This window comes from Bradyrhizobium sp. LA6.8, from assembly GCF_040547935.1.
GTDB lineage: Bacteria > Pseudomonadota > Alphaproteobacteria > Rhizobiales > Xanthobacteraceae > Bradyrhizobium > Bradyrhizobium barranii.
Genome location: NZ_JBEPQQ010000004.1, coordinates 684,363 through 700,449 on the forward strand (window position 1 = coordinate 684,363; position 16,087 = coordinate 700,449).

Below are 16,087 nucleotides of genomic sequence, written 5' to 3' on the forward strand. Positions count from 1 at the left end.
GTCACGTCCTTTGCGTCGATCGGGGTAGTCGCTCCCCCCCCAACTGTTTCTGATATAGCTGAGGACCGCCGCGATTTCGCGGTCATCGAGCTGCCATCCGTAGGAGGGCGTCCCGGCAATGTCCGACAAGCTGCCCGCAGAATCCGAGAAGGAACGCGCGGCGCAGAAGGCCGCCGCGACGTTTAGGGCGAGTGGCTTTGGCTACTTCCTGGAGCAGTCGACGCGGCCACAGACAATCGGCTACTCCCTGCTGGATTCACCCCTCGGGCTCGCGAGCTGGATGCTCGACCATGACACGGACAGTTACTACAAGATTTCCCGAGCGTTCGTGGAGGGTAAGCCCGCGGGCAGTCTCACCCGGGACAGCATCCTCGACAACATCACGCTGTACTGGCTGATGGGCACTGGGGCCTCGGCCGCACGGTGGTACTGGGAGGCTGGACAGGCCGCAGCCCGTGCGGCCGGCAAGTCTCCTCCTGCGGTCGCGGTTCCCGTGGGATTTTCGATGTTCCCCGGCGAAATCTTTGCTGCGCCCCGAAGTTGGGTCGAGATTATGTACCCCGGCCTCGCCTACTTCAGCGAGGTCGAACGTGGCGGACATTTCGCCGCCTGGGAGGAGCCGAAGCTGTTTTCAGATGAGGTACGCGCAGCCTTCAGATCATTGCGCAAATAACGGACCAGAGGCTCGACGCCAACGATGTTGAGCACGCGCGTCAGATTGCAGGTCAGCGCACACCGCGCCATCTCCGTGGCGACCTTCGGCAGCGTCTTGCACAGGAAGTTCGCCAGGCTAGGCGGCAGGAATGCATGCTTGCAAATTCTAACAGCGGGCGTCCGGCTCAAGTCAACTGAAACAAGTTTGTTGCGGGGACTAGGGCGCGACGAAGTGAAGGGCAAAGGCAGCCGCGACACAGAGCGCGACGGCAATGGAGGCGGACCACCATTTAGCGGGGTAGCCACCGAATGTAATTCCAACCAAGGCTGCGCCTAACATCCAACTGATCAAGGCCACGGGGTTGCTCCGCGTCATGTCCTATCAATATGCGCTTGGAGTCGCCCCGTTTCCAGCCCGTCCGGCTGCCATAATCAAACCGACCCACTACCCAAAAGCTGCCCTCAGCCGGTGCACTGCCCATCGTCAGCTTCGGGTCAAGCTCTGAAGTCGGCGGGTCCACGGTAGATGGTTTGCTCTGCCACTGTGAGCGGACATCACCGGATCCGCGGTTCAGGTCCGCGAAGGGCCAGAAGCGGAAGCACTCCACTAAGTGAGATTTCGCTTCCAGGTGTAGTCTTCAGCTTCGGGCCGAGGTTGCAGGCAATCAGGTTGAGGAGGAAGTCGGTGGCGACGCGAGCGAGGCCTCGATGTTTCGTCATTGCTCGCCTCGTGCTAGACTTTGCCTGCCCGATCAGGGAGAACAGCCATGACCGCCGAGTTCGATGAAGACCGCTTCAATATGGCTATCCGTAAATTTCTGAAGCATGTCGGAGTTACATCGCAGCGTGAAATTGAGAACCTAGTGCGTAGCGGAGAGGTGAAGAGTGGCAAGCTCAAACTGCGAATGACCTTGTCCGCGGAGGGGACGCCGCTGAACCATGTGGTCGAGGAAACAGTCGCGCTCTGACGATTGTCCCGGCTGTGGGAAGCCATGGCCCTGATCCTCACGAAGGCTACCATTGCGGTCGCCGGCCGAACGTCGCCTTCGGGTCAAGCTCGGAAGTCGGCGGGTCCATGGTAGATGGTCTGCTCTGCCACTGTGAGCGGACATCACCGGATCCGCGGTTCAGGTCCGCAAAAGGTCACATCCGGACTCATGCAGCGCAACAAGATACGCACTCAGCCGATCACTTTGTCAGTGCGCGCGAGTACCATCGGTAGTCGAACCTTGCAATTCGATTCGAACTGCGCGGCGCTTCATTCGGCTAACTTTGTGCGTCGGCGCCAAGTTCGAGGCTATGTCCTGCGATTGGGCTGAATCTTGGCCTCCAGGCTCTGCGCATCACCGGCTCCAACGGTCCGATCTCAGGCGCCAATACTAGTTCAACACTCTCACCAGATCATCAGCCTCGCGCAGATCGCGGGAAGTTTCCGCGGATGCGAATTTCGCCCGGGTCGATATTAGCAGGTCTCGTGCCTCAGTGCGTCCGGATGCGCTCTCGCCTGCGCTGACCAGGCGCGCGATGCTGATCGCCGTGCGCAATTCCCAACCGACCGCCCCGAACTTCCTGGCAGTGGCAAGCGAGCGCTTGAACAAGCGCATGGCGGCCCGGTCGTCCCGCGATGGATCGCGACACAGCAGCGAGCCGTGGATCCGGTAGATCTCGGGAGCTGCCCAGCGCTCGCCGGTTTGCTTCACCAGGGCCTCAGCCGAGGCAGCGAAGTTTCGAGCCCTGCCGATCTGCCCGATCCGTCCGAATTCCGTGGCAAGCAGAATTCGATAGAGCGGCATCTGGATGCACCGGTTCTCGGCGGGCAGCTTATCGAGCAGGCCGCATAGCTTCTCGAGCGCGTCCGGCGCGGGGCCTCGTGCCGCCAACGCTGCGGTTGCCCACAATGGACCGATGACCCGGTACATCGGATAGCCATACTCGTCAGCGACCTTCAGACCACGCTTCACGCTGGCAAGGTTCTCCGCAAGGTCACCCTCATACCAGTGATCGGCGACGCCGAGAATGGAGGCAAAAGCCACCATGAACGGATGTCCGATCTCGTTCGCAAGCTGCCGCGCCGTCACGCAGCACTCTCTGGCCCGGCCGGGCCGGCCCAACAGCCATTCAATGTGTCCGGAATAGACGAGCGATACAATTAATGGATCATGCTGATAGATCTGGACCAGCTTGCCGTGCTCGCGCGGATTGTAGCGAGCGCTGACCAGAGCCGCGAGCTCACTCGCCTGCTGCAAACGACCGAGGAAGAAATTGGCGATCACGGCGGCGGTGTAGGCCATGAGGGCGGCCTCGTCGTTGCGCCACTCTTCTGCCCGCCGGACGAAATTTTCCGCGTGTTCGAGGCCCTTGGTGAGCTCGCAGTTGACCAGCTTGGCTATGGTACTTCCCCACAGCACCGTCGCCTTCTCGCGAATGGTGCCATGGCTCGCGCAAAGCTCGAGTGCACGACTGTAGGGGCCATAGACGTTCGGGTCGGACCATCCGGCGTTGGCCGTGTACGCCATCGCCAGATTGGATTGCAGTCCGATTTCAGCCTCGAAGCGCCGTGGCGACGCCGGCATCTTGGATATCAGCGAGAGGCCTTCGCGAAGGTGAGCCACGGCTTCCTTGGTGGCAGATCTGCGCAGCGCGGATTTTCCAGCCTGGAGCCAGGCCTCGATCGCCTCCGGAATGTTGCCTGCGCGCGCATAATGATAGCCTAATACCGCCGGCTGGCCGCTTTCTTCAATGGAGGCTTCCTGGAGCAGCCACGATGCCACGCGCGCATGGAGTTCACGCCTTTCCTCCATGAGCAACGAGGAGTAGGCAACTTCCTGTATCATCGCATGTTTGAACGTGAAGACCTCGCCTTGAGGTTCCTTGCTGCGATACACGATCCCCGCTCTCTCGAGAGCTCGCAACGCCTGTGGCAGCGTTTGGCTCTTATCCGGAAACACGTTGAAAATGCCTTCATAGTCGAAACGCCTTCCGAAAACGGAGGCGATCTGGGCGACGCGCTTGGCAGGACCGAGACGATCAAGGCGCTCCATCAGGGAATCGTGAATACTTGACGGCACCAGGGGTTCCGGCAACTTCGGCACAGGGCTTTCGGCGGCCGGCGGGACCGCACCGGCATCGACGACGGCCCGCGTGAACTCCTCGACAAAGAGTGGCACGCCGTCGGTCCTTTCCACGATCTGGCTGGCAATCTGGCGCGGCACGAAATCGCTGCCCGCGACGGCTGCGACCATCTGCTCGCATTCATGCGCTGCCAGCTTCCGGAGGGGGATCCGTCTAATTGCCGTGCTTGGCAACCAGTCGGCCTTGTAATCATCGCGATGCGTGATCAGGACCATGATCCGCTCGCCAGGACAGCGAGCCATCACGCGTACCAGCAGTTCGATGGTGGTCGGGTCCATCCACTGGACGTCCTCGACGATCCCGAGGATCGGCTGCTTGCGCGAGGCGGCGACAAGAGCGTCGACGAACACCTGAAACGCGCGCTCGCGCTCCAGGGGAGATCCGAAATCCGCGGGCTCGTATCCCGCGCATGCGGGAATCGATAGCACCGCCCCGTAGTAACGAAGCGCCTGCTTGAGATCGGTGACGGCGCTCGCCAACAGCGCTTGCAGTTTTGCCAGCGCGAGTTCCGCGTTGTCGGTCTCGTGAATGCCAGTCGCGCGTATGAGGCGCTCGATTTCCGGGGCAAGCGGCGTGTTGATGTGGAACGGTGAACATTGCAGCGACAGAACATCACGCGGAGACGCACCGAGCGAACTGCGGAACTGGCGGATCAAACGTGACTTGCCGATGCCGGGCTCGCCGGAGATGACGCCAACTTCTCCCGAGCCGGCGAGAGTCTGCTGCCACATCTCGGCAAGTAACGCACTTTCGCTGGTTCGGTTTATCATCGGGGCAAGAGGCGACCTCCGCGCGCGGTCGAACCTGCTTTCGTTTGATCCAAGCGCCTCTGCACGCCAAGCCTCGACCGGCTCCTCTACGCCCTTGAGAGCTTGTCGGCCAAGCGGCGCATAGCTGAAGGTTCTGCGGGTCAGATCGTAAGTGCTCGAGCCGACTACGATACCGTTCTCACTCGCGAGTCCTTGCAGGCGGGCAGCGACATGCGCCGTACTGCCGAACACTTCCCGTCGATCGGGGGGCTCGCCGGGCACGCTGCCGACGACGACGACCCCGGTGTTGACCCCGATGCGCACGCCCAGGCGAACGAAGCTGCCGTCCGACAGCAGAAACTTGTGTTCCTTGATCGCCGCGGCAATCGCCAGAGAGGCGCGGACCGCGCGCTCAGGATCATTTTCATGGGCTTGCGGGACGCCAAAAAATGCGAGCAACCCGTCACCAATCATTCTGGCGATATGACCGCCGTAGCGGCGAATCTGTTCGTCGCAGATATCGCGGTAAGTTCTGATAATCGCGAAGAACTCCTCGGGATCGATCCGCTCGCTCAGGGGTGTCGAACCGACAATGTCGATAAATGTCACGGTGAGCTGGCGGCGTTCGGCATGCGGAGCCTCATTCTCGACATTCGGCGGCCCCTGTGTCCGCTGAAGTCCGCCCAAACGATCGGGCTTCGGCTCGCTGCTCATGACCCACCAAGTTCACTTTCCGCCGTACCCGCCGCGAGGCAAGATAGACGGCGAGCCGCATCCAGTTGACGCTGCCGAGCGGCCCGTGCGCAGGCAGACAGTTCCAGGGATTGAATACCATGTGCTCGCAGTCGTACAGCGCATTCTGCGTCAAACTCTTGAAATGGCAGTGCTTCCTGGGCGCACTTTAGGACGGGTCCATGGCCGCGAAGCGTCCCCGACGTCATCCGACGTGACGGCGTGCCGTACCCTTTTGGAGAAATCGAACACGACGTCATCGCCGCCTCGTTGCGTGCGCGGGTGCGGATCCCCCACAAGCGATTCCTGAAGAAAGCTTTTCGATGGGTCCAAAACGCAGACGTCCACCATCTGATGTCCTCATTCGACCACCGGGAGGACCGACCAAATAGCGCACTACTTTGTGCTCGCCGATCTCGGCTTCGGGTCACAAGCGGCGGTCGAGGCAAGCGCGGCCCCGCGTCCGGTCCGCCGCCGATAGTCGACATCGCAATAGGCTCGGTCTTGTGCGGCTAAGGGCCACGAACAGACATGGCCTCACCTGTCGCGTTAGCGCCGAGCTCTGACCGCTGCTGTCCTAATAAACCAGGCTAGTGCCGGGCGGCTTCTCTAGCGCGGCGGCCAACGACCGGTACTCCTCGCAGCCAGTCCCGCAAATGGATGCAATCCGGCCGAGATGATAGAGCGCTTGCTCGCGGTTGCCCCGCTCGAGCTGCCACAGTCCATAATACTGCCACGTCAGCACGTGGTTCGGATCGGCCTTGAGCGCGCGCTCGTACCAGACCTGCGACTGCTCGTAGTCACCGAGCTTGCGGTAGGAGTAGCCGATGAGGTTGGCGACGTTTGGATTGTCATCGTGGCCGAGCGTTTTCAATTGCTCAATCGCAGAGGCATAGTCAGTGCGGTCGTAGATCGCCGAATAAGCTGCGCGATACCCATGAGCAAAGGCGGGGGCGTCGAACAGGGACTGCTTGGCTTTTTTGGCCTTGGGCGCGTGAGTGGCCTTGGCGCCCGACCGCTTCGGGTATGACGAAGGGGGATAAGCGGAGCGTTGCCCCATCCCGCTATAGTCTGCGTCACTGCCACCTGGCCCAGTGCCCGGGGCCGCAACAGCCGAAGTGACCGAGAACGCATCGATCAGCGCAATCGAACACGTTGCCAGCATCGCAATCCTGATCATCAAGTTGGCCATATAAGCCTCCTGCAAGCTACGCCTTCGAGCTCCCACTTCAGCCGAACATGCTAACTCCGGCTTATCTCAAACATTTCTGGAATGGTATTCAGAAGAACGAGATTTGGTGTGACAGCAATGTTGTCTTATGAGCCGGTCAATGTTCGCAGCAGGTCAAAAGCTGATGGTGCCGGAGCAGGAGTCCGCTGTCTCTTCTCGCGCGATAAGCGGACATATGGCTTAACCGCCGATCCCTTTCTGGCTTTGCTCAGACGCATCAGCGGCGTGCGTCTCAAGTGCTGTGGTAGCAAAGATCTTTCCGAGCCCAATCCCTGCCAGTGTAAGCCCTTGCGACGGCATATCGCCGCGTGGATTTATGGTGCGCTCGGAGGGCGTTCGCATTTGCTGTGATTTCAACGGGCTACAGCGGAGGACAACGAGTTTAGGTGCAATTCCCACTCAAAAGAGCCTTTGGTCTAAAAGATCTCGGTTGCCCCTCGCCTTGCCTTACCCCGACCTTCTCCAGGGGCTCCGCATAGCGAGCCGCCCCCACCGACGAGCGAGGACCTCTAAAGAGCGCCCTCAGATGGGGTGACCAAAAGAGCCACCAATCGAATTAGCGCAACAGGCCCTCTTTGGGGACGCGCGTACCCCAGGCGACGCATTCCTCGATGGGAGCATGAGCATCTGCTCGATGCTGTGCAGCGGCGCCTTGATGCGAACCCGATCGCTATGCATCAACGTCGCGAGACCGTCGGACATCCGTTCGGCACAATGAAGACCCCCAAGGGCGCGACACACTTCCTGACTAAAACGCTTCCAAGGGTCGGCCACCGAGATGGCACTATCGCGCGCCTTCGCCGGCTAAGTCGTGGTCCAGTTCGATTATGCATTTCTGGGCCTGAACTTACCCGGACGTGATGGGTAATTCCTTGGAGATCGAACTCAGGATCTGTGAGGAATCTCCATGTCTATGCAAACGTGCAATCCGGCTCCGGCTTCAGAGGCGGATCTTCGGCACGCCTCGAGCCAAGGCGAACTGCAGGCCTGCTATCCGGTCATTGCGGAGTTGCGGCCGTTTCTAAGGGATGCGGTTGACTGGTGTGAACGGGCCACCGTCATGGCGCAAGCGGGATACCGGGTTCTTGCGGCGTGGAAACAAGATCGTGCCGTCGCCGTCGCGGGATATCGCGTCATGGAAAATCTCATTCACGGGCGATTTATTTATGTCGATGATCTTGTCACCGCGTTCGACAATCGTGGCAAGGGCCTAGGGGCTTCCCTACTGAAAGAGCTCGCCCACATCGGCACGAAGGAGCATTGTAGCCGATTGGTCCTTGATACCGCCGCGACGAATGCGAACGCGCGTCGCTTCTATACGCGTGCAGGGCTGCTCGACGTCGCAGTTGGCTTCGTCAAGCAGTTGGAGAATGTCACATGAACATTCTTCACATTGACTGTAGCGCCAGACCACAGTCCTACAGTCGAAGCCTTTCGGCGGCGATCGTCGATCGGCTTCGCGCCATCCACCCAAAAGCAACCGTCATTCGGCGCGACCTTGGATCTGATCAGATCCCACATGCAACGCCGGCGTATGCGACCGCGCTGGCTTCGCCTGCGGCGCTCTCGAAGGCTAGTTCGCGCGATGCTATGCGCCTTTCAGAAAACCTGATCGTAGAACTTGAGGCGTCCACCCTTCTCGTGATCGGAACACCGATGAACAACTTTACCGTGCCATCGGTTCTGAAAGCCTGGATCGATCAGATCGTGAGGAAAGGCCGAACATTGAGAGTGACGCCGACCGGCAAGGTCGGGTTGCTTCAAGACCGCCCCGTTTTCGTTGGCATCGCATCCGGCGGTGTTTTCTCGGGAGATCATGCAAGCCAGCCTGATTTCCTTACACCGTACCTTTCCGCGGTCTTCCGTTATATCGGGCTCAACAGTATTCATTTCCTTCCCTTCCAAGGGACCGCCTTTCTTGACAAGCACATGGCGACCATCGAGCGGGATCTTCTGCTCAAGGCGTTTGAGGCTCAGATTGCCGCAACGAAGTACAAAGAGCCCGCGCAAGAGAAAGATACCAAGATCTGACGTTCGATCATCGGGCGACCGCTCAGTTTCCAACAGTAGAATGTCAATGACATTGCCACGCACCCTGAAACGTCCGACATCCGGCGCGTAGAGGCGCGCGGTATGAAGTGGTTATTACGAACGCGCCCGGTGGACGAACTGATGCCGTCTGCCTAATCGAAGAGACGACTCGGTGATTGTCGTTCACAACTAGATTGTTGGCGCGTTCGTCGGCTCGGGAGCAGTAATCGGCCCATTAAGATCAACGCTCAGTTGTCGAATTGGTGTGAGGATGAAAATCATTCGATATCCGCAGCGAGACGGCTACGGGCCATGTTGCTGACGTCAAATTAATCGCAATGAAATCAAGGAGTCAATTTCAATGCATGCATGCTCTAGACCCGTCTGCGCTAAGATATGCAGATTGCAACACAGGAAAGCTCGTTTCGCCGGCAGTTCGCTTTGTCTAGCGATCGGGTTGCTTGTGCTGTTTCTCTCGCCAGGGCGGGCGCAGCAACAAAACGAAATCGTGGTCACGCCGTTGCTATCCACGACCACTACGTCGGCGGGGCAAGAGATTGTATTGCCCGAAAAGGACCCGCAGTTGGTGGTGACGATCTTTGATATTCCTCCTCAGATGCAACTTCCTGAGCACAAGCATCCTTACCCTCGATACGGCTACATCCTATCGGGAAACTTGCGCGTGATAGATACTGAGACCGGTCGGAGCAAGACATACAGAACAGGCGATTTCGTGGTGGAGGCAGTCGGGCGATGGCATTCTGGCGCCAATGCGGGAGGGGAGTCGGCAAAGGTGCTCGTCATTGACATTGTCGAAAAAGGGCACACGAACACCGTCTTGCGTCAGTGATTTCATCTAAGCGGACGCGAGTGTACCCGCCATACCTCGGCAGTCATCAGGGTCAAAAGCGTTGGACGCCGAAGAGGAGCCAAGCTAGCGAGCCGATCGACGCAGTCAGCTCGCCCGAGTTTGCATGATCGATACTGAAGACCGAAAGCGCGGGGATGCGGACGGATCTAAGGACACTGGGAAGACACTATAGCTACGGGATCACAGGGCGACTTTGGAACGGCCCTCTGCGAAGCTGCACGAAGCGATCAATGATTTGACAGAGCCGATCGCAGGACGCCTCAAGTGACCGCCCGGGTATCGTCGCAGTTCCAAGTAACAAGCCGGAGCAAGAGGCAGGCGACGTCGAGTACCACGGCGATAACGGCATAGGCGCGAGCCCATGAGTACGAGCATCCTCAGCGATAGCTGTATCCGGAATTTCGCTGGGAAGGTCGAGCAATAAGGCAAGTCCGGCGGTTCGCGCGTCGTGTCCTTGTGTACGGAGACACGCCTTTAATCGCTCCTGCCGAATGAAGTACATGCGCTTTGTTCGTCGAAGGTGACGCATGTAATGTCCGTCTCTCATAAACTCAGCCGTCGCGATTTGCACCGAAGGCCCTGGCGGGGCTGCCAGGAAGGCAGCTGTCTCTGCAATTTGCGCGGTGAGCGACGGAGGCGCGACGACAAAGCCGAGGCGGAGCGTAGGGCTGATTGTCTTACTGAACGTGCCGATGTGAATGACGCGGCCGGCCCGATCCGTCGAAGCAAGAGCGGGAGCAGCGCGTCCTGCAAGCTGCAACTCACTCAAATAGTCGTCTTCAATGATCCATGCTCCCGTCTGCGCTGCCCAGTCGAGCAACTGAAAGCGCCGCTCGAGCGACATCGTCGATCCCAGTGGAGCCTGTTGACCTGGAGTGACTACAGCAAGGGCAGCGTCCGGCGCGCACTCAAGTCCGTAGGCGACATTCATGCCCTGTCCGTCAACTGGAACTGGCGTGAGACTAAGCCCCGCGAGTTCAAGGCCGCGCCGGGTAAACGGAAAACCTGGGTTTTCCACCCATGCGCGTCGACCGTCAAGACCGAGGGTGCGAAGCACCAATCCTAAACCTCCGTGGAAGCCGGAAGTGATGAAGATCTGCGAAGGAGAGCATTCCAGTCCACGCGCAATTGCGACGTGTGCGGCGATCTCGCGGCGCAATGGTGGTTCGCCTTGCGCATCCGGATAAATGGCGGGCGCTGTCGCTTCTGCGCGGACGGCCCGCGAGCGAATCCGAGCCATGAGCTTTGCCGGAAACGCGTCATGCTCAGGAACGCCTATCCGAAACGTCGCAGGACCATGGTTGTATGCCCGATACATCGCGATCATCGTACTAGGGTTTGAACGCGTCTCAGGGAGCATCGCTGGCGTGAGCCGTTTCGCAACACGCGTCCCGGCAGATCGCGACGACACGATGAGTTGAGCGTCGGTCAGCCTCTCGTAAGCCGACCGCACCGTGCCACGGGCAACACCTAATTGCGCCGCCAAGTCGAGCCATGACGGCAGTCGAGCGCCCGGCAGAAGAGCGCCGCTATCAATTGCAGAGATAATCCCCTTACTGATCTGCTCCGCGAGGGGCGTCCTCGCGTCTCGATCGATCTTGCAGAATGGCGTCTTCGTCATGGCTCGTGGTTCATTCAGTTGATGAGCTTTCGGTGCTTTCGTTCTACCCGGTCTTAGCTATCTGTTAGGTCCAAGGTGAATGACAAAGGAGACCAAAACAATGAAATCAAAGCCGATCTTAGTTGCGGCTTTCCTGGCGATCATAAGGCCCGCCGCCGCCCATGAACCGGGCCATGTCGTCGTACAAAATCTTGAGCTTGTAATGCCCGGCATCTCCGCAAAGTCCGCAAAGTCCGCAATCCCAGTTGTCGGTCTGGAAAGCGTCACTCGCGCTATATCGCCGAAGCCATGTGAGACACATACTACGACACAACGTGTCGGAGTTCAATATGAGCAAATTGTCGCTGCTCTCGGTACGCCGGGTTTCCTCGACACCAGCGCCAACTGGCGTAACCCAACCTATTGTAGCGGTTAGCACACCTGACTTTCTTGATTGAGAGGAAGCGCGACGACCACAACGACATTAAACCCGTCATGATGATTGCCGGTTAATGGGACAGTCTTGCCAGACCGGCAGTCTCTTATTCAAAATTACTCACTGAAAGGCGGAGTGTACCGATGGCAGCATTGGATTCGCTCGATACTTCCTCGATTGCTCGTTGCGTGCCCCTTCGATCGAAGCGGCAACTACTGCGAAACTTAGCTGTTTGCGTGGTAGTCGCCTTCTCGATTAGCGAAGGAAAGGCTTTCGCGAGCGACGTTCCACCTGCGCCTGAGGTCACTGTCGCGTTTCCAAGGGCAAAGTCGGTGCCAATATGGGATGAGTACACCGGTCGTTTCGAGCCGGTGCAGCAAGTCGAGGTTCGACCACGGGTGTCGGGCGCGATCGACAAGATCCATTTCGTGGATGGTCAGTTCGTCAAGCAGGGTGATCTCCTCTATTTGATCGATCCGAGGCCGTTTGAGATCGCTGTCGACATGGCCGAGGCGGATGTCGCCAGGGCGCAGGCGCAGGTCGCGGTCACGTCTACTGACGCGACCCGGGCAGAGCACCTAATAGAAACGAACGCAATAACCGTGCGTGAAGCTGACCAGCGCAAGACCAATCTCAGTGTTGCCAAGGCTCAGCAGCTCGGTGCGGAGGCAGCCCTACGCAATGCTGAGCTTAACCTTGAATGGACGGAGGTCCGAGCTCCAATTTCCGGCCGAGTGTCCAATCACAGGGTTGACGTCGGAAATCTCGTGCAGGGTGGCCAGACCGGGGCAACATTGCTGACGACGATTGTCACCTTAGATCCCATTCACTTCACCTTCGATGCCTCGGAGGCCGACTATATCCGCTATGCCCGGCTTGCTTCTGCGGGCGAGCGATCAATTTCGCGAGAATTCAAGAAACCGGTCATGGTGCGGCTCGCCGACGAACCTGGATGGAGCCGTGGCCACGCGGGGGTTATGGACTTCATCGATAATCAGATCGATGCCCGTGCCGGCACGATACGCGGACGGGCCATTTTCGAGAACAAGGACCTGTTCCTGCTGCCCGGCACGTTCGGCCGTCTGCGGCTTTTCGTCGGCGAGATCAACGCTCTTCTGATTCCGGATGCAACGATCGTCTCCGATCAGGCGAGCAGAGTCGTGCTGACGGTGGGTAGCGACAATAGAGTTGTTCAGAAAAGTGTGACGCTTGGTGCGATGTACAAGGGATTGCGTGTAGTCCTGAGCGGACTGTCCGAAAGCGATCGGGTCGTAGTTGCCGGCGTCGCCAATCCGTTTGTGCGGCCCGGCGCCGTGGTCAAGCCGACTGAGGGCATGATCACGGTGTCGGCCGAAGCCGCCTCGAACTAGACCCAGCAAACCTGCTGCCGTGGATGACTGAAGATGCGATTCTCTCATTTTTTTATCGAGCGGCCCGTTTTCAGCGTGGTGCTTTCAGTACTTCTGACCATCGCGGGGATCGTTGCGCAGCGGTCGCTGCCGGTCTCCGAGTATCCGGAGATCGCGCCGCCCACGGTGAACGTCTCCACGGTCTATCCCGGAGCGTCAGCCGAGGTTGTCGCCGCAACTGTTGCGACGCCGCTTGAGCAGCAAGTCAACGGCGTTGACGATATGCTCTACATCACGTCGCAATCCACAGGCGACGGAAAGCTGTCGATCGACGTTGTGTTCAAGCCCGGAACCGACGTCGACAAGGCGCAGGTCCTCGTGCAAAACCGCGTCGCTATTGCGACGCCCCGTCTGCCGCAAGAAGTCATCCGTCAAGGCGTCACCGTGCAAAAGGCCTCGCCAGACCTGATGATGGTTGTGCACATGATCTCCCCGGACGGCTCGCGTGACCAGAAGTATATCTCCAACTACGCGACGCTTTACATCCGGGATGCACTCTCGCGTGTCGATGGCGTCGGCAATGTGCAGATCCTCGGCGCACGTGATTATTCCATGCGCGTCTGGCTCGATCCTGGCAAGATCGCGGCGCGCGGTTTGACCGCCGAAGAGGTCGTAGCCGCATTGCGGGCCGCCAATCTTCAGGTCGCTGCAGGGGCCATCAACCAGCCGCCGGTGAAATCACCGGGTGCGTTCCAGCTCTCGGTGCAAACTCTCGGGCGCCTCACCGACCCGGAACAGTTCGGAGATATCGTGATCCGGGCTGACGATCGCGGATACGTTCGCGTCCGCGACGTTGCCCGTGTCGAACTCGGTGCGTTAGACTATACCGTCAACACCTATCTTGACCGTGATGCAGCGACGGCGATGTTGATCTTTCAACGACCCGGCTCGAATGCCCTTGCCACCGCAGCCGGGGTGAAAGCGGTCATGGAGGGAGTACGGAAGGACTTCCCGCCGGGGGTCGATTATACGATTGCCTACAATCCGACGGAGTTCATTCAACAATCCGTGGACGAGGTCGTCCATACGCTGTTCGAGGCGGTCGTACTGGTGGTTCTCGTCGTCATCGTCTTCCTGCAGACCTGGCGTGCGGCGATCATTCCGGTGATTGCCATTCCGATCTCGCTGACCGGATGTTTTCTGGTCCTGAGCGGCGTCGGGCTGACGTTCAACACGCTGTCGCTGTTCGGACTTGTCCTTGCGATCGGTATCGTGGTGGACGACGCTATCGTTGTTGTCGAAAATGTGGAGCGGTACCTCGAACACGGCATGAGTCCAAAGGAAGCGGCCCACAAGACCATGGACGAGGTCGGCGGCGCCCTGCTGGCGATTGCAATCGTGCTCTGCGCCGTGTTCATTCCTGCAGCCTTCATTTCCGGGCTGCAGGGGGCCTTCTACAAGCAATTCGCGATTACAATCGCCGGCGCCACGGTGATCTCCGCCTTTGTGTCGCTGACCTTGTCTCCCGCATTGGCGGCCATTTTGCTGAAGCCGCGCCGGGGAGGGTCAGGCATATCGAAGAACATGCAGCGGATTTTACTGCCGTTACGCTTGTTCTTTGCGGGGTTTAACTGGGCGTTCGACAAGTGCGGTATCGCTTATGGCGCCCTGACGGGGCGCGTCATCAGGTTTGGCTTCATTGCCCTCATCGTCTATGCGGGACTGATATTCCTCGCCGCCGATCTGATGAGGAGAACGCCGACCGGCCTGATACCGAAGCTCGACCGCGGCTACCTGATAGCGGCGTTTCAATTGCCGCCGGGCGCGTCGCTCGATCGTACCGATAAGGTGCTCCGCGAGGCGAGCGAGATCATCTTGAACCGCAAGGGAGTTGAGCGTGTCGACCCGTTCGTCGGGTTTGACGGCGCAACCTTTACTAATGCTACCAACACCGGCGTCATTTTCGTGGTTCTGAAACCGTTCGAAGAACGCGCCAGGGAAGACTTGACTGCCGCTAGGATCCAGGCCGATTTACGCGACCAGCTGAAGGTTCTGACAGACTCGTTTGTGTTCGTTTTGGATCCGCCGTCCGTGCCCGGCATCGGCACAGGTGGCGGCCTCAAGGGTTATGTTCAGGATCGTGCGGGCCGTGGCCTGCCGGCACTCGAAGCCGCGACCTGGGGAGTGGTCGGAGCTACACATGCAAATCCGGGATTTTCCCAGGCCTTCACACTGTTCAACACCCACACGCCGCAGGTTTACGCTGACATTGACCGAACTAAGGCCGAGCTTCTCGGCGTGCCAATCTCCCGCGTCTTTGACGCGCTGTCGATCTACATGGGGTCCGCGTATATCAATGACTTCAATCTGCTTGGCCGTACCTATCAGGTCACTGCCCAAGCCGACAACGGATATCGGCTGACGACACGTGACATTGCAAACCTTAAAACGCGCAACGCGTTCGGCGACATGGTGCCGATTGGCTCCGTCGCAACGCTTAAGGATACGACCGGGCCCTTCCGGGTGACGCGCTACAACCTCTATCCTGCGGCTGAAGTGCAAGTTAGCCTTGCGCGCGGGTTCTCGTCTGGTCAGGGCATCGCAGCAGTCGAGGCGATTACGAAAGATAAACTTACGCAAGGTTTCGGATTCCAATGGACCGAGATTGCTTTGCAAGAAAAGCTTCTCGGCAACACTGCTACTCTGGTTTTTGGTCTTGCCGTCGTTTTCGTTTTCCTGCTTCTGGCCGCGCTTTATGAAAGTTGGCTGCTTCCGATGGCGGTGATCCTGATTGTCCCGATGTGTATCCTTGCGGCGATGATCGGCGTAACCGCGCGGAATCTCGACCGTAATATTCTGGTGGACATTGGCCTCATCGTTCTCGTCGGCTTGGCGGCGAAGAATGCCATTCTGATCGTCGAATTCGCGAAGCAGGCGGAGGAGGAGGGGCAGACCCGCTTCGAAGCGGCAGTGTCGGCCGCCCGGACGCGTTTGCGCCCAATCCTCATGACGTCATTCGCCTTCATCTTCGGTGTGGTGCCGTTGATGAGCGCCTCAGGGGCAGGTGCTGAAATGCGGCAATCGCTGGGTACAACTGTGTTCGCCGGTATGCTCGGCGTAACCTTGTTCGGACTTTTGTTTACGCCTATATTTTACGTGGTCGTACGAGGCGCCGCGTCGAGGCTTGACCGCTTCAAAGCAAGCCGACGCCGGCAGGATGTCGAAAGCGCTAAGCCCGAAAGAACGTTAGCCTCAGGACCATCAAACGCCACCGACTGACTTGAAAAATTGGAGTGGGAGCC

10 protein-coding genes and 1 pseudogene are annotated in these 16,087 nt (G+C 59.0%); 8 read left to right on the top strand and 3 right to left on the bottom strand.

Going from position 1 to position 16,087, the window contains the following annotated elements:
- Window positions 1-118: 118 nt before the first annotated feature.
- Window positions 119-673 carry a hypothetical protein gene (locus ABIA90_RS23355; RefSeq protein WP_354119263.1) on the top strand — a complete coding sequence of 185 codons (555 nt, stop codon included), beginning with the start codon at window positions 119-121 and terminating at the stop codon, window positions 671-673.
- Window positions 674-1,421: 748 nt separating this feature from the next.
- Window positions 1,422-1,622 carry a DUF6494 family protein gene (locus ABIA90_RS23360; RefSeq protein ID WP_166101257.1) on the top strand — a complete coding sequence of 67 codons (201 nt, stop codon included), beginning with the start codon at window positions 1,422-1,424 and terminating at the stop codon, window positions 1,620-1,622.
- A gap of 411 nt (window positions 1,623-2,033) precedes the next feature.
- On the opposite strand, the gene ABIA90_RS23365 is transcribed toward ABIA90_RS23360, so the two are convergent.
- Window positions 2,034-5,249, bottom strand: coding sequence for an ATP-binding protein (locus ABIA90_RS23365; RefSeq protein WP_354119262.1), 3,216 nt, complete (start codon window positions 5,247-5,249; stop codon window positions 2,034-2,036).
- A 595-nt stretch (window positions 5,250-5,844) separates the two neighbouring features.
- Window positions 5,845-6,459: a tetratricopeptide repeat protein gene (locus ABIA90_RS23370; RefSeq protein ID WP_354119261.1), complete on the bottom strand. Its 615-nt coding sequence runs from the start codon at window positions 6,457-6,459 to the stop codon at window positions 5,845-5,847.
- Window positions 6,460-7,095: 636 nt separating this feature from the next.
- On the opposite strand from ABIA90_RS23370, the pseudogene ABIA90_RS23375 reads away from it, so the two are divergent.
- The 4 genes and pseudogenes from ABIA90_RS23375 to ABIA90_RS23390 form a co-directional block, all read left to right on the top strand.
- Window positions 7,096-7,266: pseudogene (locus ABIA90_RS23375) on the top strand (IS5/IS1182 family transposase); the annotation flags it as partial.
- Window positions 7,267-7,405: 139 nt separating this feature from the next.
- Window positions 7,406-7,879, top strand: a complete 474-nt coding sequence (locus ABIA90_RS23380; RefSeq protein WP_354119260.1) for a GNAT family N-acetyltransferase — start codon at window positions 7,406-7,408, stop codon at window positions 7,877-7,879.
- Window positions 7,876-8,529: an FMN-dependent NADH-azoreductase gene (locus tag ABIA90_RS23385; protein ID WP_354119259.1), complete on the top strand. Its 654-nt coding sequence runs from the start codon at window positions 7,876-7,878 to the stop codon at window positions 8,527-8,529. Before ABIA90_RS23380 ends, ABIA90_RS23385 begins: the two co-directional genes overlap by 4 nt.
- 403 nt (window positions 8,530-8,932) lie before the next feature.
- Window positions 8,933-9,379: a cupin domain-containing protein gene (locus ABIA90_RS23390; RefSeq protein WP_354119258.1), complete on the top strand. Its 447-nt coding sequence runs from the start codon at window positions 8,933-8,935 to the stop codon at window positions 9,377-9,379.
- A gap of 193 nt (window positions 9,380-9,572) precedes the next feature.
- Here the strand turns inward: ABIA90_RS23390 and pdxR are convergent, their stop codons facing one another.
- Window positions 9,573-11,021, bottom strand: coding sequence for a MocR-like pyridoxine biosynthesis transcription factor PdxR (gene pdxR / locus ABIA90_RS23395; protein WP_354119257.1), 1,449 nt, complete (start codon window positions 11,019-11,021; stop codon window positions 9,573-9,575).
- A gap of 558 nt (window positions 11,022-11,579) precedes the next feature.
- On the opposite strand from pdxR, the gene ABIA90_RS23400 reads away from it, so the two are divergent.
- Together ABIA90_RS23400 and ABIA90_RS23405 are read left to right on the top strand one after the other, a co-directional pair.
- Complete coding sequence (locus ABIA90_RS23400) at window positions 11,580-12,806, top strand: efflux RND transporter periplasmic adaptor subunit (RefSeq protein WP_354119256.1); 1,227 nt, start codon at window positions 11,580-11,582, stop codon at window positions 12,804-12,806.
- A 33-nt stretch (window positions 12,807-12,839) separates the two neighbouring features.
- A complete protein-coding gene (locus ABIA90_RS23405) occupies window positions 12,840-16,064 on the top strand; it encodes an efflux RND transporter permease subunit (RefSeq protein ID WP_354119255.1) in 3,225 nt (1,074 codons plus the stop codon).
- Window positions 16,065-16,087: the final 23 nt, after the last annotated feature.

Coding starts and splice junctions, on each gene's coding strand:
- ABIA90_RS23400 (WP_354119256.1), top strand. CDS start 11,580: ATGGCAGCATTGGATTCGCTCGATACTTCCTCGATTGCTCGTTGCGTG.
- ABIA90_RS23360 (WP_166101257.1), top strand. CDS start 1,422: ATGACCGCCGAGTTCGATGAAGACCGCTTCAATATGGCTATCCGTAAA.
- ABIA90_RS23380 (WP_354119260.1), top strand. CDS start 7,406: ATGTCTATGCAAACGTGCAATCCGGCTCCGGCTTCAGAGGCGGATCTT.
- ABIA90_RS23370 (WP_354119261.1), bottom strand. CDS start 6,459: ATGGCCAACTTGATGATCAGGATTGCGATGCTGGCAACGTGTTCGATT.
- ABIA90_RS23405 (WP_354119255.1), top strand. CDS start 12,840: ATGCGATTCTCTCATTTTTTTATCGAGCGGCCCGTTTTCAGCGTGGTG.
- ABIA90_RS23355 (WP_354119263.1), top strand. CDS start 119: ATGTCCGACAAGCTGCCCGCAGAATCCGAGAAGGAACGCGCGGCGCAG.
- ABIA90_RS23365 (WP_354119262.1), bottom strand. CDS start 5,249: ATGAGCAGCGAGCCGAAGCCCGATCGTTTGGGCGGACTTCAGCGGACA.
- pdxR (WP_354119257.1), bottom strand. CDS start 11,021: ATGACGAAGACGCCATTCTGCAAGATCGATCGAGACGCGAGGACGCCC.
- ABIA90_RS23385 (WP_354119259.1), top strand. CDS start 7,876: ATGAACATTCTTCACATTGACTGTAGCGCCAGACCACAGTCCTACAGT.